Source organism: Leeuwenhoekiella obamensis (assembly GCF_055391795.1).
This window is the reverse complement of sequence record NZ_AP029251.1, coordinates 1,055,276-1,081,384: the sequence shown is the minus strand read 5'-3', so window position 1 is coordinate 1,081,384 and position 26,109 is coordinate 1,055,276. Positions and strand designations below refer to the sequence as shown.

The following is a 26,109-nucleotide window of genomic DNA, read 5'->3' as shown; positions in this document are numbered from 1 at the left end:
TTAATACGCTTTAATTACAAATGCGTTGTGTGTTATTTTATTTGGCTTTAAGCCAAATAAAGAAAGATATAAACTTATAGGTAGAAACTGAAACCTATAAACTCTAATTCTTAAAGACTGCAAATCATAAATTCACTAAGCTTATTACCTCCTGAAAGTTGGTGTATAGACAATAAAAAACCCGCCAAAAGGCGGGTTTAATTTTATGCTTAAAGGAAAGATTAGTTTCCTTCTAAAGCGTCAAGTTTAGATTTATACTCATCAGCTTTATCCTGATTTTCTAATTGTGTGTAGTAGTTAAACATTGTACGAATTAACTCTACATCCTTAGGATTAGCCTCAACAGCTTTTTCAAAATATGGTAGTGATTCCTTACGGATCTCTAATAACTGAGCTTTGTACTCATCATATTTGATGTTATCAGCTTTAGACATGCCTAGGCTGTTCATCTTATCTACAAGTTCTCTTTCTTGAGAAAGGATAGCAACACCCATGTTCTTGTTTGCAACACCATTAGCTGGATCGATCTCAAGAGCTTTAGCGTAATATTCTTGTGCCTTTTCAGGATTGCCAGCGTTAGCTGCGCTTACACCAAGGTTTACATAAAGAGATGGATCTGATGGATTGTCTTTAAGCATTTCTTGAGCAGCTGCATCATACTCTTCCATCATACCTAGTTGTTGGTAAAGGTTAAGTCTGATTGTTTTAAGCTCAGCTTCATTAGGGTTAAGCTCAATAGCGTCATCAATTACATCAAGAGCTTCTTGATTCTTGCCTTGAGAAGTGTAGATTCTAGCGATCATTTCAAAAATGATAGGTCTTCTAGAGTCTGTTTTAGTTGTTTTAGGATCTTTGTGAGATTTTGCCATTACAGCTATATCCATTTGCTCCTTAGAACCAAAACGTTGCTCTTCTCCACTCTCAGTATCTGTTGCTAGATATTGCGTCTCGATACCTTCGTAACCTAGATCTCTAAGTTCTGTAAGTGTATTAAGAGCGTTATCATAATCCTGAGCTTTGATGTAATCATTAGCTGCATAGAAAAGGTAGCTTGTATCCTTAGGACTTGCAGTATAAAGTTTCTCTAATTTACCTGCTGATTTACCAAAGTTACTAGCAGCTTCATCAGCTTGCACGTCCTTAATTATTGCGTTAACCGCATTTTGAACTAGTGCAGAAGCATCTTCACCAAACTTATCACCGCTATTGTATTCTTTAACTTTAGCTAAGGCTTCAAGACCTTGTAAAAGCTCTTCAGAGTTAGTGTTACCCTCTGCGCCTAAATAAGCTTTACCCTTAAGAAAGTAGAATTCTTCCTTTTGCTTATCATCCATCGCAGACATCATACCTTCTAATGCGGTAAGTTGTGTCTTTGCAGATGCAAATTCTCCTTTATCAATTGATTTGTCTAGCGTTTTCAATTCCTTCTTTTGCGCAGTTGCTGCAGCAGAAAAGCCTAGAGCCGCTATAAATAGAAATTTAAGTTTCATCTTTTTATTAAAAATTAGTTTTGCCAAATTTAATTATTCCTCTTCGTCTTGACCATCTTTTTTGATTTCTTTAATGTTTGAATCAGTCGCTGCTTCTGGCTTTTCAGCGATTTCTTCATCTTCATCAAGATCGTCTTCGTCGTGTTTTACTTTCGCGACAGCGGCAATGCTATCATTATTTTTAAGGTTAATAAGTCTAACACCTTGCGTTGCTCTACCCATAACTCTAATGTCTTCTACAGACATTCTGATCGCAATACCACTTTTGTTGATGATCATAAGGTCATCTTCATCAGTAACGTTGTTGATCGCAACTAAGCCACCTGTTTTGTCTGTTACAGAAATGGTTTTTACACCTTTACCTCCGCGGTTAGTAATTCTGTAATCTTCAACAAGGCTTCGTTTACCATATCCATTCTCTGAAACAACCATTACGTTGCTCTCTGGATCATCAACTGCTACCATTCCGATTACCTCGTCATTATCATCTGCAAGAGTTATGCCACGCACACCTGATGCGTTTCTACCCATAGGTCTAGTCTTGCTTTCTTCAAAGCGAATTGCCTTACCAGATTTAACCGCAAGCATCACCTGGCTATTACCAGTGGTAAGCTTTGCTGCTAGAAGTTCATCATCATCTTTAATGGTAATTGCATTAATACCGTTTGTTCTAGGACGAGAATATTGTTCTAGGGATGTTTTCTTAACCTGACCTTTTTTCGTCGCCATGATCACAAAATGACTATTGATGTAATCTTCATCTTTAAGATCATTAGTACAGATAAAGGCTTTTACTTTATCATCTGGCTCTATATTAATAAGGTTTTGAATCGCTCTACCTTTAGAAGTCTTAGATCCTTCTGGGATTTCAAAGACACGCATCCAGAAACATTTTCCTTTTTGAGTAAAGAAAATAAGATACTGGTGATTCGTTCCTACGAAAAGGTGTTCTAGGAAATCTTCATTACGTGTAGTACTTCCCTTCTGTCCTACTCCACCTCTATTTTGAGTTTTGTATTCAGTAAGCGAAGTTCTCTTGATATATCCAGCGTGAGATATAGTTAGAACTACTTTCTCATCTGGAATAAGATCTGTGATCGTCACATCACCACCCGCAAATTCTATATCTGTGCGACGCTCATCACCGTACTTGTTTTTAACTTCTTCAAGTTCATCCTTGATGATCTGCATTCTGCGCTCTTTCTTTGCAAGAATATCTTTAAGATCTTCAATAGTCTTTAAAAGTTCTTCATATTCTGCTCTTAGCTTATCTTGCTCTAGACCTGTAAGCTGACGAAGACGCATTTCTACAATGGCTTTCGCCTGAATTTCGCTTAGCTCAAATCGCTCGATAAGTTTATTTCTCGCTTCATCTGCATTAGAACTTGATCTTATCAGCGCTATTACTTCGTCAATATTATCTGAAGCGATAATAAGGCCTTCAAGTATGTGTGCTCTGTCTTCAGCTTTCTTGAGTTCGTATTCCGTACGGCGTGTAACAACTTCATGACGGTGATCAACGAAATGAAGAATCATATCCTTAAGATTCAACATTTCTGGTCTACCTTTTACAAGAGCAATATTGTTTACACTAAAAGAAGATTGTAGTGCAGTATACTTATAAAGCGTATTAAGAACGATATTAGGAATTGCATCACGCTTAAGAACATAAACGATACGCATTCCATTTCTGTCAGACTCATCTCTAATAGAAGAAATACCATCTATCTTCTTATCATTAATAAGGTCTGCAGTTTTCTTGATCATGTCAGCCTTATTTACCTGATAAGGTATCTCGCTCACAATGATACATTCTCTTCCTTTTACTTCTTCAATTCTAGCTTTAGCACGCATTACAATACGCCCTCTACCAGTTTTAAAAGCTTCTTTAACTCCTTCATAACCATAGATAGTTCCTCCTGTAGGGAAGTCTGGTGCAGTAATGTGCTGCATCAATTCATCTATAGTAATATCGTGATTGTCAATATAAGCAATAGTGCCATCTACAACCTCAGAAAGGTTGTGCGGTGGCATATTTGTCGCCATACCTACTGCAATACCACTGGCTCCATTAACTAGCAATCCAGGGATACGTGTAGGAAGAACAACAGGCTCTTTTAATGTATCGTCAAAGTTTAATTGATGATCTACAGTATCTTTATCAATATCTGCAAGCATCTCCTCAGAGATCTTCTGCATACGCGCCTCTGTATAACGCATTGCTGCAGGGCTATCACCATCTACAGATCCAAAGTTACCCTGACCATCTACCAATAAATATCTCAAACTCCACTCTTGCGCCATTCGCACCATGGTGTCGTAAACAGATGAATCACCGTGTGGGTGATACTTACCTAACACCTCTCCTACAATTCTAGCAGATTTTTTATGTGACGTGTTAGAACGAACTCCTAATTCATGCATTCCAAATAAAACCCTTCTATGAACAGGTTTTAGACCATCACGCACATCTGGCAGTGCACGTGACACGATGACCGACATCGAGTAATCGATGTAGGCCGATTTCATCTCATCTTCAATGTTTATAGGGATCAACTTTTCTCCTTCGGCCATATATCAATGATTTAATTTTATATCAAAACTTAACGGGCAATATATGGAAAAAATGCCTTGAAACGGGCTATTTCAGCGGTTAGAAGTCCATTTTTTATTAACAAAAATTAACAGCAGTTTTTAATAAGTATCCATTGCTTCCTTTGTATCTTTCAAAACATTTTTGTCAATTTACTTTACACTAACCATCTCCACACTGTTTTGGCAGAATATTTGAAGGATTAAGAATAAAAGAAAGATTGAAAAGATTTATGGATGATAATTTTTCGCCAAGAGTAAAAGACGTAATAGCATACAGCAAAGAAGAAGCTTTGAGATTAGGCCATGATTTTATTGGCACAGAGCATCTTATGCTTGGGCTTTTGCGTGATGGCAGCGGCAAAGCGATAGAGATACTTCAGGCATTAGATGTAGATCTAAGCCATTTAAGAAGAAAAGTAGAGATTCTAAGTCCTGCAACCCCTTCTACCACAGTAAGCGGTAACGAAAAGAAAAATCTACACCTCACAAGACAAGCAGAAAGAGCGCTTAAAACAACGTTTTTAGAAGCAAAACTTTTTCAGAGTTCTTCTATAAATACAGCGCATTTATTGCTTTGCGTATTGCGAAATGAAAACGACCCTACAACCAAGCTTCTTAATAAGCTTAAGGTAGACTACGATAATGTTAAAGATCAATTTAAGCTTATGATGACGAGTGATGATGATTATATAGATCCTATAAAAGATGAGTCATTTAGCGATGATGAAGATACAGGTACAGAGGGGACAAAAGACAATCCCTTTAACGCACCTTCTAATAATAAAGGAAACAAGAAGTCTAAGACTCCGGTTCTAGATAACTTTGGCCGTGATCTTACGGCTCTTGCCGAAGAAGATAAACTTGATCCCGTTGTGGGACGAGAAAAAGAAATTGAGCGTGTTTCTCAAATTCTTAGCCGTCGCAAGAAAAACAACCCATTGTTAATTGGTGAACCAGGTGTAGGTAAATCTGCAATTGCCGAAGGTCTTGCTTTGCGTATAGTGAAGCGCAAGGTTTCAAGAATTCTTTTTGACAAAAGAGTTGTAACTCTAGATCTTGCAAGTCTTGTTGCAGGTACAAAATACCGCGGTCAGTTTGAAGAACGTATGAAAGCCGTGATGAACGAGCTTGAGAAAAATGATGATATCATTCTTTTTATTGACGAGATTCACACAATTGTAGGTGCTGGTGGAGCAACTGGCTCTTTAGATGCTAGTAACATGTTTAAACCTGCTCTCGCTCGCGGCGAAATACAATGCATTGGGGCCACAACGCTAGATGAATATCGTCAATATATTGAGAAAGACGGAGCCTTAGAAAGAAGATTTCAAAAGGTTATGGTTGAACCAACTAACATTGAGGAAACCATCGAAATTCTTAATAACATAAAAGATAAGTACGAAGATCATCATAATGTAATCTATACACCAGAAGCAATTGAAGCTTGTGTGAAACTTACAAATAGATACATGACAGATCGTTTTCTTCCAGACAAAGCGATTGACGCTCTGGATGAAGCCGGATCACGCGTTCACATCACAAATATTGATGTACCAAAAATGATCCTTGATCTTGAGCGCAAGCTTGAAGAGGTTAGAGAACTTAAAAACAGCGTGGTTAAAAAGCAGAAATATGAAGAAGCTGCAAAATTGCGTGATGATGAGAAGAATATAGAAAAAGAGCTTGCAGTTGCACAACAACGCTGGGAAGAAGAATCTAAACTCCACAGAGAAACTGTGGATGAAGATAATGTTGCAGATGTTGTCTCAATGATGAGTGGCGTGCCGGTTAATAGGATCGCTAGAACTGAGAGCAACAAACTTGCACTGCTTCCAGAAGCTATTAAAAATAAAGTAATTGGTCAGGATGAGGCTGTAGCCAAAGTTGCTAAAGCGATACAACGTAACCGCGCAGGTTTAAAAGATCCTAACAAGCCTATTGGCTCGTTCATTTTCCTTGGACAAACCGGTGTTGGTAAAACACAATTAGCAAAAGTTCTTGCTATAGAGATGTTTGACAATGAAGATGCTCTTGTAAGAATTGATATGAGTGAATACATGGAAAAATTCGCTGTATCAAGATTAATTGGAGCACCTCCAGGATATGTAGGTTATGAAGAAGGTGGACAGCTAACTGAAAAAGTTCGTCGCAAACCTTACTCTGTGATCTTGCTAGATGAGATAGAAAAAGCGCATCCAGACGTATTTAATATGTTACTGCAAGTGCTTGATGATGGTTATTTAACAGATTCTCTTGGTCGTAAGATTGACTTTAGAAATTCTGTAATCATAATGACATCAAACATCGGTGCGAGAAAGTTAAAAGATTTTGGTCAAGGTGTAGGTTTTGGAACTTCTGCTAGAAAAGAGCAGGCTGATGAAAACACTAGAAGCATTATTCAGAATTCTTTGAAAAAGGCTTTTGCTCCAGAATTCTTGAACCGTGTGGATGACGTGATCGTATTTAATGCTTTAGATCGTGCTGAGATCCACAAGATCATTGATATTGAACTTAAGAAACTTTACAACCGTATTGAAGGATTAGGTTACCACTTACAACTTAGTGATAAAGCTAAAGACTTCATCAGCGATAAAGGTTTTGATAAAGGTTACGGTGCAAGACCTCTTAAAAGAGCGATTCAAAAGTATATTGAAGATGCTCTTGCTGAAGAGATCATTACTTCAAAACTAGCTGAAGGTGACCGCATCTTTATGGATATTGAAGATGGTAAAGAAGAGCTTACTATTAAAATAGAAAAGCCTCAGGATACTGAAGAACAAGAATCAAAGTAGATTTTAAATTCTTAATACATAAAAAAAAGCGCCTCGTGAATGAGGCGCTTTTCTTTTTGGCGAAAGCCATATTATTTATTTCTAACTAACTCTGGTTGTAAAACTCCGGCTTGTTCCTTTTTTGCAGATAGAACATAGGTGTAAATCCACATCAAAGTAAATGAAGGAATAATGTCTGTAAATGGTAAGATCTCTTCAATAAATACTAAAACCGAAGCTAATTTACCCTTTTTACCGGGATACATTTTATTCATTTTACTGGCTGCAACTGGCGCCCAAGCCATATCAAGAAATGGTCCGATCACAGGAATTGCCATCGTTGCCATACCTACAAGATCATAAAATATCCCTTTGTATAATTTAGTTTGTTTATCGTTTTTCATGGCATATTAATTTGTTACTTAATACATAACAAAAAAAGTGCCAATTTATGATAGATCAGAGCTGATCAATTTTAAGAACTCATTGCGGGTTTCTTGCTTTTCAAACTGACCTCTAAAACCTGAAGTCGTTGTTGTGCTATTCTGTTTTTGCACACCGCGCATCATCATGCACATGTGTGATGCTTCGATCACAACTGCAACGCCTTTTGGTTTAAGCGTATCGTTTAAACATTCAAGGATATCGTGTGTTAATCGTTCTTGCACTTGCATTCTACGTGCAAAAACATCCACAATACGAGGAATTTTACTCAACCCTACAATGTGACCATTGGGAATATACGCTACGTGCGCCTTGCCAAAAAACGGCAACATATGATGTTCACACATTGAGTACAATTCAATATCCTTCACGATCACCATATCATCATAATCTTCTGCAAACATGGCTTCTTTTAAAATCTCAGAAGCATCCATATGATATCCTTGTGTAAGAAACATCATCGCCTTTGCTGCACGCTCTGGAGTTTTAAGGATTCCTTCTCTGGTAATGTCTTCTCCTAAACCAGAAATTATCGCTTCATAATTAGACTTCACTTCGTCTTTAACCTCAATGTTATATTCTTCAAATGATCTGTAAGGCGCCATGTAATTAGTTTGAATATTCTGGTTTTAATTTATCTTGAAAATGCTTTCTGAGTTTATTTACTTTAGGATCGATAATGTATTTGCAATACATCTGCTCCCTATTTTGATTGTAATAATCCCAGTGATCTTCTTCTGCAAGGTAAAACGTTTCGAGCGCAGTAACCTCTGTTACTATAGGATTTTCAAAGATCTTTTGCTCTTCTAGCATTTTTATGAAAGCTTCTGCTTCCTCTTTCTGCGCATCTGTTGTATGAAAAATAGCGCTTCTATATTGCGTTCCCACATCGTTACCTTGACGGTTTAACGTTGTAGGATCGTGGGTAGAAAAGAAAACAGTAAGAAGATCTTTATACGAAATCACCTCAGGATCAAACTCCATTCGTATTCCCTCAGCGTGGCCAGTGCGACCCGTGCAAACTTCACGATATGGCGGATTTTTAACAAATCCACCGGTATATCCGCTCACAACATTATAAACACCTTGCAGACGTTGAAAAACAGCTTCGGTACACCAGAAGCATCCATTTGCAAAAACTGCAGTCTCTAGATTGTTTGTCATCTCGCAAAGATAGCCCACGAAAAGGGCAACTTTTGGCGTTTAACTTTATATTAATACGCTGCTTTTCGCCGCAAGGCAAGCAATTAAAACATCTATCTTATCTTTGAACTTCAAAACCCAAAATGCGCAAATGATACAGGCCAATAATATTGTAAAAACCTATGGCGACCTTAAGGTTCTTAAAGGCGTTGATCTCACTATTGAAGATGCAGAAGTTGTAAGTATCGTGGGCGCCAGCGGTGCTGGTAAAACTACATTGTTACAGATTTTAGGAACGCTAGATCGTGCTGATAAGTCAAACAACACCAGCCTGATCATTAATGATACAGATGTGTCACGCTTACGCGAAAAGGACTTAAGTAAGTTCAGGAATCTGAATATTGGGTTTATTTTTCAATTCCACCAGTTGCTGCCAGAATTTACAGCGCTTGAAAATATTTGCATCCCAGCATATATCGCAAAAAAGGAAAAATCACCTACCGAAAAACGCGCAGAAGAATTACTTTCTTTCTTAGGATTATCTGGAAGAAAAGACCACAAACCTAGCCAACTTTCTGGTGGTGAGCAGCAGCGTGTGGCTGTAGCCCGAGCACTGATCAATGATCCTGGTTTAATTCTCGCTGATGAACCCAGCGGAAATCTGGACAGTGAAAGTGCTGAAAATCTACACAAACTATTTTTTAAGCTTCGTGAAGAATTTGGCCAAACCTTTGTGATCGTAACTCATAACGAGGATCTCGCAACCATGGCAGATAGAAAATTAACAATGGTAGATGGCAAAATCCTTTAAACTCAAAAAATCTGAATTAAAAGATTTTCTGGATGAAAAGGCACATTTCTATGAAAATCCAAAATTTATAGAGAGCGACCCTATACAGATCGTTCATCAATTCTCGTCAAAGGAAGATCAAGAGATCGCCGGATTTTTAACGGCTACGATCGCCTGGGGAAATCGTAAAAGCATCATCAACAATGCAACAAAGATGATGCAGTTGATGGATAATGATCCTTTTGACTTTGTACTTAACCATAAAGAAACTGATCTAGATAATCTTTCAAATTTTGTGCACCGCACTTTTAATGGTGAGGATCTTAAAACCTTTGTACGCGGACTTCAACATATTTACACAAAACACGGTGGCCTAGAAGAAGTCTTTTTGGCGAATGCCAAAGAGAATGATCTTCAAACTTCTATTCATCATTTTAAAAAGCATTTTTTTGAGATCGATCATTTACAGCGAACGCAAAAACACATTAGCGATCCTTTAAAAAAATCTGCGGCAAAGCGCATTAACATGTACCTGCGCTGGATGGTAAGACCAGCTGATGCTGGAGTAGATTTTGGCATTTGGCGAAAGCTAAAACCCGCGCAACTCTCTTGTCCGCTTGATGTACATTCTGGTCGTGTGGCGCGGCAATTGGGACTTTTAAAGCGTAAACAAAATGATGCCACTGCCCTGCTCGAGCTAGATACTGCCTTAAGAAAATTAGATCCTGCTGATCCTGTGAAATATGATTATGCGCTCTTTGGTTTAGGCGTTTTTGAGAAGGATATTTTTTAATTCTCAGATTATTTTGAGTTGTCGCTAATTATGGTGCATTAATTCGCAAATAACCCGTATTTTCGTCAGGACAATTCAGGAATATGTTGTTTCGATACCCACAGGTACTTTATGCACTCTTTCTTCTACTCATTCCTATAATTGTTCACCTATTTCAGCTACGCCGATTTAAGAAAACATACTTTACAAATGTTGCCTTTTTACAACGTGTTACTCAAAATACGCGCAAAAGTTCACAGATAAAAAAATGGTTGATCCTCATCACTAGAATGCTTGCGCTTGCCGCGATCATATTAGCATTTGCGCAACCCTATTTACCCAATTCTGAAAAAGCAACAAGATCTAGCGAACTCGTATTTTTTGTAGACAATTCGTTTAGCATGCAGGCTAAAGGCGAAAAAGGCCCTTTGCTTTCGCAAGCTGTTCAAGAGATCATTGCAAATGTGCCAAGTCAGCAGAGCTTCAGCGTTCTGACTTATGATGATGCTTTGCGTAATATTGATCTCGAAACTTCACAAAACGACCTTCTCGACATTAGTTACGCACCAGCAACAATCGATGCAGAGGCGCTGAGTTTACAACTTAAGAATTTGTATTCTAAGAATTCTGAGACACTTAAACAGTTGGTTTTTATTTCAGATTTTCAGGATGTAGATGTTTTGGCTTTAAGCCAAATGAAAGACGTTGATCAACATTGGGTTAAACTCGATCCTGAAGTTAGCGAGAATCTAGCGATAGACAGTTTAAGCATCATTCCTGGCGCGACAGATTATAGTTTAGAGGTTTTTGTGCGCAGTAGCGAACCTATTGAAAGATCTGTGCCGCTTTCGCTTTATGACGATGAGAAACTGGTGGGCAAAGCTGCTGCAAAATTCACTGATAATGTGACGGCGACAGCTACGTTCACAATTTCGGCAAATGAAGCTTTTAACGGCAGGATCACAATAAATGACCCTAATTTACTTTTTGACAACGACTTTTTCTTCAGCATTAATACTCCTAATCCGCTTAAGGTTCTAAGTGTGAATAATGCTGATGGTGATTTTCTTAAGCGCATTTATCTTGAGCCAGAATTTGAGTATCAAGCGGTAGAAGTTTCAGGGTTAGATTATGGTTTGATCTCAGAGCAAAACGTTATCATTCTCAACGAACTTAAAAACGTTGAGCCCGCTCTGGTCAACACGCTCACAGCTTTTGCAAACAATGGCGGCAAAGTCGTTTTCATTCCGGCTGCAGACGTTAGTCCGCAGAATTATGATGCATTGTTAGGAGCGTTTGGTTTTATGCCTTTTGGCGAAAGCCAGAAAAACACAAAAAGAATTACTGGTATTAATTATGACCATCCACTGTATAATAATGTGTTTAGCAAACGTGTGGATAACTTGCAATATCACACGGTTGAGAATGCGTACAACTGGCAAGCCAATGATGTGATCTTGTCGCTTGAAGATAGCGGCGCTTTTCTTGCAGAAAGTAACGGTCTTTTTGCTTTTGCTGGCGCAATAGATAGCGAGAATAGTAATTTTATAAACGGTCAACTTATCGTTCCTACATTCTACAAAATGGGAATTTCTGCCCTCGCTCTGCCGCAGTCTTATTATAAACTAGGGCAAAATAATAGTTTTGAGATCGAGACTACAGTGAATAATGACTCTGCTTTAAGCCTTTCAAAAGATGATGTAAATATCATCCCTAGACAAGAAAGAAATGGCGATAAGATCAGAATTTTTACTGGAGAAGGAATCCCAGAAGCTGGCATTTATACTGTAAAAAGCAAGGAAGATGCAATTGCCACAGTTGCTTTTAATTACGACCGCACAGAAAGCACAATAAAAAATACAACGCTAGAATCTCAAGAAAACATCACCGTTTCAGATTCTGTAGAAAATACACTAGACACGCTCAAAGCGCAGAACGATGTGCACAACCTTTACAAATGGTTTATTATTTTTGCCATCGCAATGCTCGCTATTGAGATGCTCATCTTAAAATTTCTTAAATGAAAATATTGCTCTCTAATGTAAAAATTCTGGATGCTACAAGTTCGCTTAACGGCAAAACTACTAGCATTCGCATTGAGAATGGCACCATACAAGAAATAGCAAACGATCTTAAACCTCAAGATGGTGAGAAGGTAATAGATCACAAAGGTCTTACTGTTTCTCCCGGGTGGTTTGATGCAAGCGTTAGCGTAGGTGAACCAGGTTATGAAGACCGCGAGAATTTGCAAAACGCACTTAAAGTCGCTGCAAAAAGTGGTTTTACTGCAATGGCTGTAAATCCTAATAACGATCCTATTCCTGATAGCGGCGCAGACATCAGCTACCTTATAAGAAAGTCTGAAGGCAATGCGGTAAAAGTTTATCCTATTGGCGCGCTTACGCTAAAAGGACAAGGCGTTGACCTTGCAGAATTGCACGATATGAAACTTGCCGGAGCAGCTGCTTATGGCGATTATCAACATCCGGTTGAGAATCCTAATCTTTTAAAGATCGCTTTGCAATACACTCAAGGTTTCGACGGACTGGTTTTGAGTTTTCCGCAAGAAAATCAACTGGTAGGAAAAGGAATCGTGCACGAAGGAGAAGTGTCTACTCGCTTAGGCTTAAAAGGTATTCCCGCTTTCGCGGAAGAACTTCACATTGCCCGTGATCTTAAAATTTTAGAGTACACAGGTGGCAAATTGCACATCCCAACCATCTCTACTAAAGGAGCTGTTGAGCTAATTAAAAAAGCAAAAGCTGATGGTTTACAAGTAACCTGTGGCGTTGCTGTAGCAAACCTGATCTTCACAGATGAAAAGCTTGAAGATTTTGACACACGTTATAAAGTAATGCCTCCACTAAGAGATGAGTCTCATAGACAAGCCTTAATTGAAGGCGTAAAAGACGGTACAATTGATCTAATTTGCAGTGACCACAATCCGTTAGATATTGAGAAAAAGAAATTAGAATTTGATAATGCCATGTTCGGTACGGTTTCTCAAGAGGCAACATTTGGAGCTCTTAACGCTTTGCTAGGTGAAGAACTTACCATTAAAATGCTTACCGCTGGGAAGAGTATTTTTGGCGCAAAGCCTAACACTATTGCAGCTGGTGAAGAAGCAGATCTTACACTTTTTACCACTGAAGAAGAAGAATATACTTTTAAATCTACTGATGTCCTTTCAAAATCAAAGAATGCGGCATTTCAAGGTTCAAAATTAAAAGGAAAAGCGATAGGGATCATCGCAAACAATCAGGTTATTTTATGAATGAAACCACGATAAAAAATGGGAAGAACACTGCGATCATCGCATATCTTACCATCATAGGTTGTATCATCGCCATTTTTATGAATCAAGAGCCTAAAAATGCGTATGCGCGATTGCATATTCGTCAGGCTTTTGGGATTCATATTACTTATTTCTTGCTAGGCTTTTTAGTAAGTATGTTTAACAGTTGGTTTATCTCTGCGCCGTTTTACATTTTTGTATTCGTTCTTTGGGGATTTGGACTTGTAAATGCCATTCAAGGTGTTGCTAGACCTGTTCCGCTCGTGGGCGAAAAGTTTCAACAATGGTTTACATTTATTGATTAATGAAAGATCTTAGCCTTTACCACATCATCCGCAAACCGCAAACTGAAAGCGATGAGAAGCCACCGCTGCTTTTACTTCTTCACGGATACGGAAGCAATGAAGAAGATCTTTTTTCTTTTGCGTCAGAATTGCCGGCAAAATATTTTGTGATCTCTGCCAGAGCGCCCAGACCTATGATTCCGTCAGGAAATGCGTGGTATTCTATCTATTGGGATGAAGCGCCAAAAGGCAAATGGTCTGATGATGAAGAAGCGATTGAGTCTCGTGATCTTATTCATAAATTCATCAACGAAGCCATCTCTGCTTATGATCTAGAAGATGGTAATGTTACGCTTTTAGGCTTTAGCCAAGGTACGATATTGAGCTATGCCGTCGCGCTTACCTATCCTGAGAAAATTAAAAATGTAGTTGCGCTTAGCGGTTACATCAATGAGCCGATTATCAATGTGAAAAATGATCATTCGGCTTATGCCAAATTAAATATCTTCTGTTCCCACGGTAGCGTAGATCAGGTAATACCTGTAGAAGCCGCGAGAATGGCACCACCATTTCTTGAAAACCTTGGAATACAAACCAGTTTAAAAGAATATCCCGTAGGTCACGGCGTGCATCCACAGAACTTTTTTGACGCGAAAGCTTGGCTAGAAAACCACTAACCTATTCTTGCGGATAAAGAATAGTTTGTAAGTTCTCGTACGAGATCTCACCAGCATCAGAAATATCATAGCGCAATAAAACTTCACCCCAATTAATATTATTGGTAAAGTCTGCAATGATCCATTTGTGGTTCAATACTTCTACTTTATTGATACGGTAGCCGCCGTTAGAACTTTCATATGGAACAAGGCTATTTCCTTCTGCAGTGTTCTTGCTTATGATATCATCTTCTAAACGCTTTTCAAGATCTTTAAAATCTACATTGAAAGCATCAAAATACGCATATGCTTTCTCATTGCCCTTTAATTTAAAGTAGCGAGAAGACGCAGCTTCCTGACTGTTTAGAGAGTCTAGCTGAGAAACTTTGGCCTCGAGCCTAACTATTTTATTTTCCTGTCTTTCAAAAACATTTTTGCCATAAACGTACTGATATACGATCCACAGTACAGCAAAAAAGAACAGATACATAAAAATAGATTTCCTCATTTTTTAGATTTCAATTTTAAGACCATCATAGGCCAGATTTACATTAGGCGGAAGCCCCTTTTCTACTTCATCATGAAAGCCAAGCAGATGACTTATGTGTGTAAAATACGTTTGTTTTGGTTTAACCAAAGCCACAAAATCAAGTGCTTCTTGAAGATTAAAGTGTGAGTAATGCGGCTCTTCTCTAAGCGCACTTACCACAAGCACATCAAGGTTTTGAAGCTTCTTAAGCTCTTCTTGCGGCACCGCTTTTACATCTGTGAGATACGCAAAATCATTAAAGCGATAACCAAAGACCTGCAATTTACCATGAAGCACATTTATAGGTTGAATATTGAGATCACCTATTTTAAAAGCCTCGTCGTTCTTGACTTCGTTAATTTCAACATCTGGCGCTCCAGGATATTTATCTTCACGCTGAAAAATATACGCAAAGCGAATTCTTAACTGCTCAATAACACGCGCATGCGCATAAATAGGAATATCGCCCTGTCTAAAGAAAAATGGCCTGATATCATCTAAACCTGCTGTGTGATCTGCATGTTCATGGGTAAAAAGAAGCGCATCCATACGTGTGATATTCTCACGCAACATCTGCTGTCTAAAATCAGGGCCGCAATCAACCACGATATTTTTATCACCGTCACTTACCAAGATAGAAACTCTAAGCCTTTTATCTTTAGGATTTTTACTGTGACATACGGGATGATCGCTACCTATTATAGGTATTCCCTGAGAAGTTCCGGTGCCAAGAAAGGTTATTTGCAACATGTGAAATTTAGCACAAAAATACTGTTATTTTTTCGTAACCACCATTGATTTGCTACCTTTGACCCGCACTACATAACAAGGTTCAAACTATTAAAAAATAAGCTATGCCTAGTACCATACCAGGTGACAAGGAGTTTGAAAATATTCCTTCAATTGAAGCGAAAGCGTTAAGGATAAACCTCAATCAAAACATCTACGGTAGCTTTGCCGAGATAGGCGCTGGCCAAGAAACAGTAAGACATTTTTTTAGAGCTGGTGGAGCTAGCGGTACGATCGCAAAAGCAATGTCTGCTTACGATAAAGATTTTAGTGATGCTATCTACGGTATAGAAGATGACCGCAGATATGTTACTGAAGCGCGCTTAAAAAAGATGTTGACACACGAGACAAATCTGCTGCAAAACAGGATCTCTCGTGAGAAAAACCCTAACAAACTTTACTTTACCTACGCGAATACAGTGGCCACCATTGATTTTGCTAAGAAATATAAAGGTCACGGTTGGGTAGGAATCAGATATCAGGTTGAGCCAGATAGTGATTTTAATGAGATCATTCTTCACGTTCGTTTTCACGAAAACGATGCACGTCTACAGCAGTTAACACTAGGTGTAATGGGTGTTAATCTTGTATACGGAGCCTATTACAAATATGATTCTCCTAAGAAATTGCTTCGTTATTTATATGACCATATAGATAAGGATAAGATCGAGATCGACACCATTAACTTTAGTGGACCACAGTTTGATAAAGTAGACAACCGTTTAATGAGCCTGCAATTGCTTAAAAACGGCTTTACAGAGGCGGTGATGTTTGGTCCTGATGGTAACAACATCCTTGCCGGTAAAATACTTTATAAGAAAAATATTCTCGCTTTACGCGGAAGCTTTAGACCAGTGACCAAGGTTAACATGGATATGTATGACAAGTCGCTAGAGCTATTTCTTAAAGAAAACAGAGTTAAGAAAGATAAGACCGAAGTTATTTTTGAGATAACACTTTCTAACCTTCGTGCTGAAGGTGAAATAGACGAGAAAGACTTCATGGATAGAGCTCAGTTACTCTGTAATCTGGGACAAACCGTGATGATCTCAAACTTCCAGGAGTATTACAAATTAGTAGAATTCTTCTCTAGATATACTAAAGAACGTCTTGCTCTTGCAATGGGCGTAAACAACCTAGTAGATATCTTTGATGAGTCTTATTATAGACATTTAAGTGGTGGTATTCTTGAGGCATTTGGTAAACTATTCTTTAAAGATCTTAGAGTTTACTTATACCCTATGCAAGATCCAGAAACTGGTGAACTTACAACTAGCGAAAATTTAAAAGTGCATCCTAGAATGAAAGAACTTTATAAGTTCTTTAAATATAATGGTAGAGTAATGGATATAGAAAACTATAATCCAGAGATCCTTACCATCTTCTCAAGAGAGGTTCTTAAGATGATTTCTCAAGGTCAGAAAGGCTGGGAAAAGCTGCTTCCTGAAGGAATTGCAGCTATGATAAAAGAGAAAAATCTGTTTGGATATAAACAAACTAAGCTAGAAGAAGCGTAGGAAGCTTACTACATTCTCAAATAATATTCTCAAAACCAATCAATTAAACGATTTAATTGATTGGTTTTTTCATTTAAAATGGTTCATTACGTTAAAAAATTGACATTTTATTAAGAGTAACATGTTTTTTATCGACAAAATGTGAATCTTATCCAATAAATCATTAATTTTGAGCGCTTAAAAGCATACCCTAAATTAATTCAGACCTACTGCATGTATAGCAATACTTTTCCCTATAAGGTATTTTATGCGTTTGTGCTTCTACTTCTGGCCTTGCCCAGTGGAGTGAATGCACAATATTGCTCTAGCTATGGTAATTCTTCTGACGGTTATCAAACTAACATTAGAAGAGTAAGATTTAATACCATTGATAATTCATCCAATTCTTCTGATTCTGGGTATGCGAATTACACATCTATTTCTACAAACTTAACCGCTGGGGCGAGTTACACTCTGAGAGTTAATGTAAATACTGATGGTAATTACACAACTAGTACAATGGTATTTATTGATTGGAATCAAGATGGAGATTTCGACGATTCTAATGAAAGTTACACACTTGGAACCGCTACAAATACTTCAAATGGTCAAACTAGCGCTTCGCCATATACTTTAAGTGTACCATCAAGTGCATTATCTGGTGTAACAAGAATGCGAGTTTCTACACGATGGAATGGTTACCCAGGATCCTGTGAGCAAAATTTTGACGGAGAAGTTGAAGAATACTCTATAAATGTTTCTGGAGTGAGTCAACCTGAAATAGCTGTTTATGGTTTTGGAACTGAGATTGCTGATGGTGATACAACTCCATATCGCGGTGATGATACTGATTTTGGAAGCACAGCGATAAACACTTCAATTACTAAAACATTTACAATAGAGAATTTTGGGTCTGCCAATCTCTCTCTTTCAGGTGCTAGCCCTTATGTTTCTATTTCTGGAACTAATGCGGCTAACTTTAGTATTACAACTGCACCGGCTAACTTGATCGCTTCGGGGAATAGCACCACTTTTCAAGTAACATTTACAGCTGCGACTGCTGGCATGTACACTGCTCAACTTTCAATTTCTAATAACGATAGCAACGAGAATCCATACAATTTCTCTATTTCGGCGACAGCCACACCAGACCCTGACAGTATTTATACGATATATTATGAAGATTTTGATCAAGATAATGGCGGTTGGTCTTCTGTTGTAAATAATAGCGATTATTGGACATGGACAGATAATTTTGGCGGAAGCGCAGAACTAGGAGAAGGTGGTTTCTGGAGAAATAATTCTTATGATAATTATCTTGACAATACCTATATAGTTCTTCAAAGTGCATCATACGATCTTTCTGGATACACAGATATGCGACTGCAATTAGATGTGCGTCACGACACTGAAAGCGCTCAGGACGGTATGAATATCTATTATACTACTGATGGCGGAGCTAATTTTTATTTGTTAGGCAATAACTCTGGGCTTAATTGGTATAATGGCAATGTTGCAGCATTATCGGCAGATGGATGGAGTGATACTAATAACGGCTCTGGAAGCACTGTAAATAAATTCATGAATGCTTCTACTGATCTAGATAATGCTTCTTTTGCTGGTCAAAGCAACGTGATATTCTTTGTAATATTCAGAACAGGCGGCAGCAATACAGACAATGGTGTGGCAATAGACAACTTCCAGATCACAGGAACCCCTACTGTCGCAGTGCAAGAAGCTTCAAACGGGCCAGCTGATATCACTGGGAATTTGAGACTTTGGTTAAAAACCACTAATGGAATTTCAACAACATCTGGTAATCCTATTGTAAACTGGGAAGATCAAGCATACGATACCAGCAGAAGCGATCTACTTGACAAAGAAGATGCAACTGCTCGTACAGTGGATGCTCCTACTTATTATGATGATTTAAATAAAAACCTTAACTATAACCCCGCTGTTGATTTTGACAATTCGTCAACCACAGTGATGAAAGGTAAAGGCGGTTATTTTAGTAAAGAATATTATGTCGTAGTGAAGTCTGATGATGTAGTAAGTAATTCTACAGGTAGCGGTGGCGCTCAGTATCCTATTGGAGGTAAATTCAAAACAGACGATTACACTACAGAACCTACAGGTCTTGGACTAGGAAGCGTATCTGTAAGATATTCTAACGAAGTGGTTTCTCACACTATAAATGCTGTAAATGCAAATGGTAGCGCTTCTCCAGATGATGGGATAAATACTGAGGCTTATGGTAGCGCCTTCAGCTCTTCTTCTACTTCTTATGATCAAGAAACGCTTATTCTTACGGTAAAAAATAATCCTACAAACACAGGTTCTGAGATCTACAAAAACGGTTTGCAGATCAACGACACTCCTGGTAGAGCTAATAATGGCGGCGAACTTTATTTTAACGAGTTCAATAACCTCGCTTACATGCTTGGTGCTGACAAAGTATCACTATCTACCTCACAAAACCGCAGACTTAATGGTAGATTGGGCGAGGTTATATCCTACAGCGTCCCAAAATCTGAAAGCGACCAACTTAAGATCCAGTCTTATTTAGGGTTAAAATTTGGTGTTACGCTTCACGCGAAAAACAGTACGACAGTAACTCGCGAAGGTGATGTAGATTATGTAGATAGTAATGGCAATACCATCTGGGACAGCTCTGCAAATAGCGGATTTAACTACGACATTGCTGGTATAGGGCGTGATGATGATTCTGGCTTAAGCCAAAAACAATCACAAAGTGACAACACCGGAAGCTACGTAACGATGTCTCTGGGATCTCGTTTTAATACAAATAGCACAAACACAAATAACTTTGATAACGACAAAGATTTCCTGATCTGGGGTAATGACAATGGCCCTATGACCGCAGGAACTCCGGTTAATGTTGATCTAAGTTCAGGTATGGGTGATCCTGCACTTGCAACAGGTGTAGAATTTATCCCGATCAATAGAATATGGAAGGTTGTTGAAACAAAACAAGCTGGCGATGGTGTTCCTACCGTTACTGTGAGTATTGATGAAACAGCTTTAACTTCTGTACTTACACCTCCTGGAAATTTCTTGATGTTTATCTCTAATGGTGCCGCTTTTGATCCATCAGCAGAATTTAGAGTAATGAAATTGAACGGCTCAAAATTAGAGTGTACGTATGATTTTGATGGAACAAAGTATATCACATTTGGTTACGCTCCCGAAAGAGTTTATGAACGTTCAATACTCTTCAATGGAACTACAGATTTTATGGATGCTGACGATCATATGGATCTTGCTTCAAACTTTACACTTTCAGCATGGATACGACAAACAGGAGCAGGAACTATCATTTCTAAAAACAACGAACCTTTCACTGCTGGATATGAGTTAAATATTGACAGTGACTCTCAAATTAATTTTGAATATAAAGGTTCTTTTGGCGTAAGCTATACCTTAAACTCTACCATCGCGATACCTAATGACGAGTGGCATCACGTAGCCGTAAGCTATGATGGAAGTTACATCCAACTGTATATTGACGGTGTTGCAGATGAAAGAGTCGCGGCAAGCTTTACACCAGAGAATAACAGTTCATCATTTTTAATTTCGGCTTCTGGAAGCACCAAGAACCCTACTGATTTCTTTGGTGGTCATATTGATGAAGTTCGTGTTTGGAACACTGCGCTAAGCAAGAAACAGATACGCTACATCATGAATCAGGAAATTGAAGAATTTACTGATGCCACTGTAAATGGTCTTGTTATACCTCAAGATATTTTGAAGAATAACGTAAGTAGTATTCCCTGGACGGATCTTGCGGGTTATTACCCTATGACGACTTACACGTATACTAACGTGAAGGATCATTCATCGTATGATAATTATGCTGCGCTTAGAAATTTAAAGACAGTAGATTATCAAACGGCTCCACTACCCTACATTTCGCAAGCAGACGGAACTTGGGAAACTGATGCAACTTGGTTAAACAATGCCGTTCAACAAATACCAGCTTCTGCTTCTATTGTAGATCCATCTACAACCGTAAATTGGAACATTGTGAGAACGAATCACGTGATCAATACAACAGATAACGTAAAAGTCTTAGGACTTTTCCTTGAATCAAACTCTATCACTACAGGAAACAGCGCTAAAGTTGATATCACGCATTATTTTGAGTTAGACGGTCTTCTTGACCTTAAAGATGAATCGCAATTAATACAGCGCAATGAAAGCGTTTTAAAACCTTCAAGCTCTGGTTATATTTTACAAAGACAACAGGGTACGCCTAATAAATACAATTACAATTACTGGTCCTCACCTGTTAATCCACAAAACACGCTTGCGAATAATACAGACTACTCTGTAAAAGGCATTATGAAAGACGAAACTACCGGAACTGTGAGTAATTTATGGTTTACTGGTGGTTACGATGGCTCACCTTCTAGCCCAGCAACTATAAGTACCTTTTGGCTGTACAGATTTGCCGATCTTAATAATGATTATGATAACTGGCAGAAAATAGGAGAAAATACTCTGCTTAAACCAGGTCAAGGTTTCACCATGAAAGGTCCAGGTTCTGGTACAACAGAGCAACCTTATGTTTTTAGTGGCAAACCAAATAACGCCACATCAATCTCTCCTGTTGAACTTACGATAACAGCAGGAAACAGTTATTTAGTAGGTAACCCATTCCCATCTGCTATGAATGCTGATAACTTTATAAATGACAACACGCATTTATCAGGAACATTATATTTCTGGGAGCATTGGGGAGGAAATTCACACGTTTTGAGAGAGTATCAAGGCGGTTATGCCATGTATAATCTATCTGGTGGGGTTGCGCCTATGGCTCATCCAGATGTAAGTCAGGTAAACGCTGCTGGTTCTCTTAAAGGCGCACCTTCTAAATATATTCCTGTGGGACAAGGTTTCTTTGTTGATGCAGATGTAAGTGGCACGATAATTTTTGATAACACGCAACGCACTTTTGTTCGCGAAAGCACAAGCAGCACAACATTTTTTAGAGCAAAAACAGCAAAAGGAAAAGCTCCTGTAAACAGCAATATGCTACCGCCAGATGATAGCGCTAACGACGTTGAAGACACAAGACCTAAACTAAGGTTAGGTTTTGATAACGAAGATAAAAGACACCGTCAATTACTTGTTACAGCAGACCCTAACACCACGATGGGTTATGACAGGAAGTATGATGGTAAGGTTTATGAAGACTTGTCTGACGACCTTCACTGGAAGCTTGAGGACGATGAGTACATCATTCAAGGAATTCCAGAATTTTACTCTGAGTTAGTTTTACCGCTTACAGTTAAGCTTACGCGAAAAGAAGACTTCACAATAAACATTGATTCGCTTCAAAATTTCCCAGAAGATCTAGGCATTTACATTAAAGATAAAACCACAGAAACCTATACAGATCTGCGTGCAACAATGTTTAGCGCAAATCTTGAAGAAGGAAAATATTCTGATAGATTTGAACTTGTCTTTAGAACTGACGAAAGCTTAAGCGTAGAAGATCAACCTGTAACTTCAAATGATCTATTTGTATTCTACCGCAAAGACGATAGAAAGATCGTGATCAGAAAGAATAGCGCTTTCAATATTGAAGGAGCGAGACTTTATAATTTACTGGGTCAAGAAATACAGCGATTTAATACAGACGCAAGCGCAGCAGAAAGTGAATTGCAAGTCAATATGATCGCAACAGGAACTTATCTCCTACAGCTCGACACAGATAAAGGTCAAGTTTCTAAAAAACTAATAATCCAGTAAACTAAGCTTTTCTAGAAGCTGCTAAAGTTTTCACAAGCTCAACAGCATCTACTTTATGCTGGTCGCCCGTTTTCATGTTCTTTAAAGTAAGGAAACCTTCTTCCATTTCTTGAGTTCCTGCAAGAACCACAAATGGAATATTGCGACGATCTGCATAAGTCATTTGCTTTTTCATTTTGGCCGCATCAGGATAAAGCTCTGCCATCACATTACCAGAACGCAAAGTTTTGATAATTTTCATGCAGTAAAGTGCTTCCTTTTCCCCAAAGTTTAAAAACAATACATCTGTTTCTTTTATAGCCGTCGCCGGAAAAAGATCTAACTCTTCTAAAGCAAGATAAATACGGTCTAGCCCAAAAGAGATACCAACACCGCTCATATTCTTAAGTCCAAAAATACCAGTAAGATCATCATAACGACCACCACCACCTATGCTTCCTAACTTAACCGAAGCTGGTGCAGCAACCTCAAAAATAGAACCGGTGTAATAGTTCAATCCACGAGCAAGAGTAACGTCTAGATCTAGCGTAGCAGTTTCAAGTTCAAGAAGTTTTGTTGCACTAAGAATAAATTCAGCTTCTCTTATTCCTTCTTTTCCTATTGCCGAAGAACCAATAATAGCATCCAACTGCTCTAGCTTTTGTAACGGCTCACCGCTAAGGGAGAAAATAGGTCTTAATTTGGCTATAGCCACATCATCAATACCGTTCTCTTGCATCTCTTTGATCACACCGTCTTCTCCTATTTTATCTAATTTATCAAGCGCCACGGTAAATGGAATAAGCTTATCGCTTGCCCCTATGATCTCTGCAATTCCCGAAAGGATCTTACGGTTATTGATGCGAATAGAAACACCTTGCAAATTCAGTTTTGTAAAAACCGTATCGTACAACTGTATAAAATCTATTTCTTGCATTAAAGAGGTAGAACCCACAGCATCTGCATCACACTGGTAGAATTCGCGAAAGCGCCCCTTTTGAGGACGATCTGCTCTCCAAACAGGCTGCACTTGATAGCGCTTAAAAGGAAAAGTAAGTTCGTTTTGATGATGCACAACATAACGCGCAAAAGGCACCGTTAGATCGTATCGCAGGGCTTTCTCAGATATTTCAGAAGTAAGCGCATTACTGTCTTTTGCAGCGTAAGTCTCATCATTTACTTTAGAGAGATAATCACCACTGTTAAGGATCTTAAAGATCAATCTATCACCTTCATCACCATATTTCCCCATAAGGGTGCTGCTGTTTTCAAAAGAAGGAGTTTCTATGGGTTGAAACCCAAATTGCTCAAAGCTTGATTTAAGCGTATCGATGATATAATTTCTTCGTAAAACTTCTTCTGGAGAAAAATCTCTGGTTCCCTTAGGAATACTGGGTTTTTGTGACATTAAGCTGTATTTTGTGCGATGCAAATATCTTAAAAATTGGTGGCAAGTACACCTTATTTTTAAAATCGAGTAACTTTATGGTGTATTTTGCTACTCATGGGTAACAACGCTTAACTATGCTATCACTTTTAGGAGAAAATATAAGAATTGCATTTCAGGCAATTAAGAGTCAATTATTGCGTACAATTCTTACGGTTTTAATTATTGCCATTGGTATAACTGCGCTTGTAGCGATATTAAGTTTAGTGCAAGCACTGGGTAATACAATCACAAGTGACTTCTCGTCTATGGGAGCCAATACCTTTAATATTCAGCAATATGAGTTTACAACTCAAAGACGCGGAAGTGGCGAAACTCAAAAGATCAATCCTGTAATTAGCTATCGTCAGGTTAAAGAATTTAAAGAGAATTATAATTATCCCGGCAGTCAGGTTTCTATTGCTTTTACAGGAGCAGGAAGTGCAGAAGTAAAATATGAAGGCAAAGAGACCGATCCAGAAGTTACCGTGATGGGTGTGAACGAGAATTTCTTAGACAACTCTGGCCTTAACCTTGATGGCGGTAGAAATTTTAATCTCTTTGACATACAGAACAACAATATGGTTTGTGTGTTGGGAAGCGATTTTAAAAAGAACCTTTTTAAAAATGTTGATCCCATAGGCAAAACCATAAACATTCGCGGTAATCGTTTTAAAGTAATAGGTATTCTAGAAGAAAAAGGATCCACCTTTGGCAACAATCAAGATCTAAGAGTTCTTATCCCCATTGAAGTTGCGCGCGGCGTTTATACACAACCTAACATTAATTATCAGGTAAGTATTAAGATCAACGATAAAAACATGCTAGAAGGCGCTCAAGACGAAGCTATCATCGCTTTTAGAAAAATTAGAGGCCTCTCTCCTACTCAAGAAAATAATTTTGGCATCATGCGCAGTGATGATCTCTTAAATCAAGTTGCGGAGATCACAGGCGTTCTAGGTTTAGTTGCTTGGATCATAAGCGGTATCACGATCATGGGATCTTCAATCGCATTAATGAATATCATGCTCGTTTCTGTAACAGAGCGCACGCGCGAAATAGGCGTTCGCAAAGCGCTAGGCGCACGCAAAGGTCTTATTGCCGGTCAATTCTTGATCGAGACGATAATCGTGGGACAATTAGGCGGAATTCTAGGAATTATTCTCGGGATGTCAATCGGACTATTGATCAGTTCGCTGGCTTCCTTTGACTTTAGCATACCGTGGTTTGCAATGATCGCAGCAACGCTCATTACACTTGTTGTTGCAATAGTTTCAGGATTATTCCCAGCGCTTAAGGCTGCGAGATTAGATCCTGTAGAATCCTTAAGATACGAGTAAGTAAGGGTTTTTATTTCGCTATAGCGAAAAGGACTATTTTACCTTCTGAGCCATCCATTCATACAGTTCACCTTTTGTGATGGTAGCTCCTTGTTTGATCAATGCAAAAATATCTGCATTGCGATCTTCATTGATAAGTTTTGCAGAAGTGTACAAGTTCACTGAATCTTTCATAAGGTTTTGCTGCAACCATTGATATCCCAATTGTGTGGTGATATCTATATTCTTGTCTTCAATCTCTATAGAAATAAGATGGATCTGGATGGTATCTATCTTAAATAAGAACATGTGTTGCGGAGAAAAATGTTCTAGATATTCTACCTTTTGTAATACACCTTCCCAAACAAGATCACTAAAAACATCTAGCTCCTGCTCTGCTACTTCAGGTTTTTCTTCTTTGATCTTTGCCCACTCATCTGCAGTGATAGATTGTGTTGCCAGGAAGTTTATAAACTCCTGATGCATTTCTTCAAATTGTTCTTTAGTAAGCCTTGTGTATTTCATTTTGTAAAATTTTGGCGTAAGCCTAAAA

General features: G+C 38.4%; 19 protein-coding genes. 10 read left to right on the top strand and 9 right to left on the bottom strand.

Translation table 11 applies throughout. The features are described from left to right. Positions 1-221: 221 nt before the first annotated feature. Both ACZ5L8_RS04805 and gyrA read right to left on the bottom strand, forming a co-directional pair. Complete coding sequence (locus ACZ5L8_RS04805) at positions 222-1,490, bottom strand: tetratricopeptide repeat protein (protein WP_464440147.1); 1,269 nt, start codon at positions 1,488-1,490, stop codon at positions 222-224. Between the two features lie 33 nt (positions 1,491-1,523). Then, positions 1,524-4,064: a DNA gyrase subunit A gene (gene gyrA / locus ACZ5L8_RS04800; RefSeq protein WP_464440146.1), complete on the bottom strand. Its 2,541-nt coding sequence runs from the start codon at positions 4,062-4,064 to the stop codon at positions 1,524-1,526. 251 nt (positions 4,065-4,315) lie between these two features. On the opposite strand from gyrA, the gene ACZ5L8_RS04795 reads away from it, so the two are divergent. Then, positions 4,316-6,877, top strand: a complete 2,562-nt coding sequence (locus ACZ5L8_RS04795) for an ATP-dependent Clp protease ATP-binding subunit (protein WP_464440918.1) — start codon at positions 4,316-4,318, stop codon at positions 6,875-6,877. A gap of 71 nt (positions 6,878-6,948) precedes the next feature. Here the strand turns inward: ACZ5L8_RS04795 and ACZ5L8_RS04790 are convergent, their stop codons facing one another. From ACZ5L8_RS04790 to msrA, 3 genes are read right to left on the bottom strand one after another with little or no spacing between them, the layout of a single operon-like run. Next, on the bottom strand, positions 6,949-7,260 hold the full coding sequence (locus ACZ5L8_RS04790) for a hypothetical protein (protein ID WP_462598566.1): 312 nt from the start codon (positions 7,258-7,260) through the stop codon (positions 6,949-6,951). A gap of 45 nt (positions 7,261-7,305) precedes the next feature. Beyond that, on the bottom strand, positions 7,306-7,905 hold the full coding sequence (folE, locus tag ACZ5L8_RS04785; protein WP_464440145.1) for a GTP cyclohydrolase I FolE: 600 nt from the start codon (positions 7,903-7,905) through the stop codon (positions 7,306-7,308). A 4-nt stretch (positions 7,906-7,909) separates the two neighbouring features. Then, complete coding sequence (gene msrA / locus ACZ5L8_RS04780; protein ID WP_464440144.1) at positions 7,910-8,464, bottom strand: peptide-methionine (S)-S-oxide reductase MsrA; 555 nt, start codon at positions 8,462-8,464, stop codon at positions 7,910-7,912. A 130-nt stretch (positions 8,465-8,594) separates the two neighbouring features. On the opposite strand from msrA, the gene ACZ5L8_RS04775 reads away from it, so the two are divergent. From ACZ5L8_RS04775 to ACZ5L8_RS04750, 6 genes are all read left to right on the top strand, one after another. Beyond that, complete coding sequence (locus tag ACZ5L8_RS04775) at positions 8,595-9,254, top strand: ABC transporter ATP-binding protein (protein WP_464440143.1); 660 nt, start codon at positions 8,595-8,597, stop codon at positions 9,252-9,254. Beyond that, on the top strand, positions 9,238-10,026 hold the full coding sequence (locus ACZ5L8_RS04770) for a TIGR02757 family protein (protein ID WP_464440142.1): 789 nt from the start codon (positions 9,238-9,240) through the stop codon (positions 10,024-10,026). Before ACZ5L8_RS04775 ends, ACZ5L8_RS04770 begins: the two co-directional genes overlap by 17 nt. Positions 10,027-10,109: 83 nt before the next feature. Continuing rightward, on the top strand, positions 10,110-12,029 hold the full coding sequence (locus tag ACZ5L8_RS04765) for a BatA domain-containing protein (RefSeq protein ID WP_464440141.1): 1,920 nt from the start codon (positions 10,110-10,112) through the stop codon (positions 12,027-12,029). Further along, positions 12,026-13,279 carry a dihydroorotase gene (locus ACZ5L8_RS04760; protein WP_464440140.1) on the top strand — a complete coding sequence of 418 codons (1,254 nt, stop codon included), beginning with the start codon at positions 12,026-12,028 and terminating at the stop codon, positions 13,277-13,279. Before ACZ5L8_RS04765 ends, ACZ5L8_RS04760 begins: the two co-directional genes overlap by 4 nt. Continuing rightward, the gene (locus ACZ5L8_RS04755) at positions 13,276-13,605 is read left to right on the top strand and encodes a magnetosome magnetite crystal formation protein family (protein WP_464440139.1); all 330 of its coding nucleotides are present in this window, start codon (positions 13,276-13,278) and stop codon (positions 13,603-13,605) included. Before ACZ5L8_RS04760 ends, ACZ5L8_RS04755 begins: the two co-directional genes overlap by 4 nt. Further along, positions 13,605-14,261, top strand: a complete 657-nt coding sequence (locus tag ACZ5L8_RS04750) for an alpha/beta hydrolase (RefSeq protein ID WP_464440138.1) — start codon at positions 13,605-13,607, stop codon at positions 14,259-14,261. The genes ACZ5L8_RS04755 and ACZ5L8_RS04750 overlap by 1 nt, the downstream gene beginning before the upstream one ends. A 1-nt stretch (position 14,262) precedes the next feature. Here ACZ5L8_RS04750 and ACZ5L8_RS04745 read toward each other — a convergent pair whose 3' ends face one another. Next, entirely contained in the window at positions 14,263-14,748 is a 486-nt protein-coding gene (locus ACZ5L8_RS04745) for a hypothetical protein (protein ID WP_464440137.1), read from the bottom strand. Between the two features lie 3 nt (positions 14,749-14,751). Then, positions 14,752-15,516 (bottom strand): MBL fold metallo-hydrolase, encoded by a 765-nt coding sequence (locus ACZ5L8_RS04740; protein WP_464440917.1) that lies wholly within the window; start codon positions 15,514-15,516, stop codon positions 14,752-14,754. Positions 15,517-15,623: 107 nt separating this feature from the next. Between ACZ5L8_RS04740 and ACZ5L8_RS04735 the strand changes: the two genes are divergently transcribed. Both ACZ5L8_RS04735 and ACZ5L8_RS04730 read left to right on the top strand, forming a co-directional pair. Beyond that, positions 15,624-17,075 carry a TonB-dependent receptor gene (locus ACZ5L8_RS04735; RefSeq protein ID WP_464440136.1) on the top strand — a complete coding sequence of 484 codons (1,452 nt, stop codon included), beginning with the start codon at positions 15,624-15,626 and terminating at the stop codon, positions 17,073-17,075. A 213-nt stretch (positions 17,076-17,288) separates the two neighbouring features. After that, on the top strand, positions 17,289-22,832 hold the full coding sequence (locus ACZ5L8_RS04730) for a DUF8202 domain-containing protein (RefSeq protein ID WP_464440135.1): 5,544 nt from the start codon (positions 17,289-17,291) through the stop codon (positions 22,830-22,832). Position 22,833: 1 nt separating this feature from the next. On the opposite strand, the gene hisS is transcribed toward ACZ5L8_RS04730, so the two are convergent. Next, a complete protein-coding gene (gene hisS / locus ACZ5L8_RS04725) occupies positions 22,834-24,219 on the bottom strand; it encodes a histidine--tRNA ligase (protein WP_464440134.1) in 1,386 nt (461 codons plus the stop codon). Positions 24,220-24,335: 116 nt separating this feature from the next. On the opposite strand from hisS, the gene ACZ5L8_RS04720 reads away from it, so the two are divergent. Then, positions 24,336-25,577, top strand: a complete 1,242-nt coding sequence (locus tag ACZ5L8_RS04720; protein WP_464440133.1) for an ABC transporter permease — start codon at positions 24,336-24,338, stop codon at positions 25,575-25,577. Positions 25,578-25,610: 33 nt separating this feature from the next. Here the strand turns inward: ACZ5L8_RS04720 and ACZ5L8_RS04715 are convergent, their stop codons facing one another. Next, positions 25,611-26,081: a DUF6495 family protein gene (locus tag ACZ5L8_RS04715; protein ID WP_464440132.1), complete on the bottom strand. Its 471-nt coding sequence runs from the start codon at positions 26,079-26,081 to the stop codon at positions 25,611-25,613. Between the last annotated feature and the right edge of the window lie 28 nt (positions 26,082-26,109).

Bases quoted from the DNA above. Each gene is read 5' to 3' on its own strand.
- ACZ5L8_RS04775 (WP_464440143.1), top strand. From the start codon at position 8,595: ATGATACAGGCCAATAATATTGTAAAAACCTATGGCGACCTTAAGGTT.
- ACZ5L8_RS04720 (WP_464440133.1), top strand. From the start codon at position 24,336: ATGCTATCACTTTTAGGAGAAAATATAAGAATTGCATTTCAGGCAATT.
- ACZ5L8_RS04805 (WP_464440147.1), bottom strand. From the start codon at position 1,490: ATGAAACTTAAATTTCTATTTATAGCGGCTCTAGGCTTTTCTGCTGCA.
- ACZ5L8_RS04735 (WP_464440136.1), top strand. From the start codon at position 15,624: ATGCCTAGTACCATACCAGGTGACAAGGAGTTTGAAAATATTCCTTCA.
- ACZ5L8_RS04730 (WP_464440135.1), top strand. From the start codon at position 17,289: ATGTATAGCAATACTTTTCCCTATAAGGTATTTTATGCGTTTGTGCTT.
- folE (WP_464440145.1), bottom strand. From the start codon at position 7,905: ATGGCGCCTTACAGATCATTTGAAGAATATAACATTGAGGTTAAAGAC.
- hisS (WP_464440134.1), bottom strand. From the start codon at position 24,219: ATGTCACAAAAACCCAGTATTCCTAAGGGAACCAGAGATTTTTCTCCA.
- ACZ5L8_RS04755 (WP_464440139.1), top strand. From the start codon at position 13,276: ATGAATGAAACCACGATAAAAAATGGGAAGAACACTGCGATCATCGCA.
- gyrA (WP_464440146.1), bottom strand. From the start codon at position 4,064: ATGGCCGAAGGAGAAAAGTTGATCCCTATAAACATTGAAGATGAGATG.
- ACZ5L8_RS04790 (WP_462598566.1), bottom strand. From the start codon at position 7,260: ATGAAAAACGATAAACAAACTAAATTATACAAAGGGATATTTTATGAT.
- msrA (WP_464440144.1), bottom strand. From the start codon at position 8,464: ATGACAAACAATCTAGAGACTGCAGTTTTTGCAAATGGATGCTTCTGG.
- ACZ5L8_RS04760 (WP_464440140.1), top strand. From the start codon at position 12,026: ATGAAAATATTGCTCTCTAATGTAAAAATTCTGGATGCTACAAGTTCG.
- ACZ5L8_RS04745 (WP_464440137.1), bottom strand. From the start codon at position 14,748: ATGAGGAAATCTATTTTTATGTATCTGTTCTTTTTTGCTGTACTGTGG.
- ACZ5L8_RS04770 (WP_464440142.1), top strand. From the start codon at position 9,238: ATGGCAAAATCCTTTAAACTCAAAAAATCTGAATTAAAAGATTTTCTG.
- ACZ5L8_RS04750 (WP_464440138.1), top strand. From the start codon at position 13,605: ATGAAAGATCTTAGCCTTTACCACATCATCCGCAAACCGCAAACTGAA.
- ACZ5L8_RS04715 (WP_464440132.1), bottom strand. From the start codon at position 26,081: ATGAAATACACAAGGCTTACTAAAGAACAATTTGAAGAAATGCATCAG.
- ACZ5L8_RS04765 (WP_464440141.1), top strand. From the start codon at position 10,110: ATGTTGTTTCGATACCCACAGGTACTTTATGCACTCTTTCTTCTACTC.
- ACZ5L8_RS04795 (WP_464440918.1), top strand. From the start codon at position 4,316: ATGGATGATAATTTTTCGCCAAGAGTAAAAGACGTAATAGCATACAGC.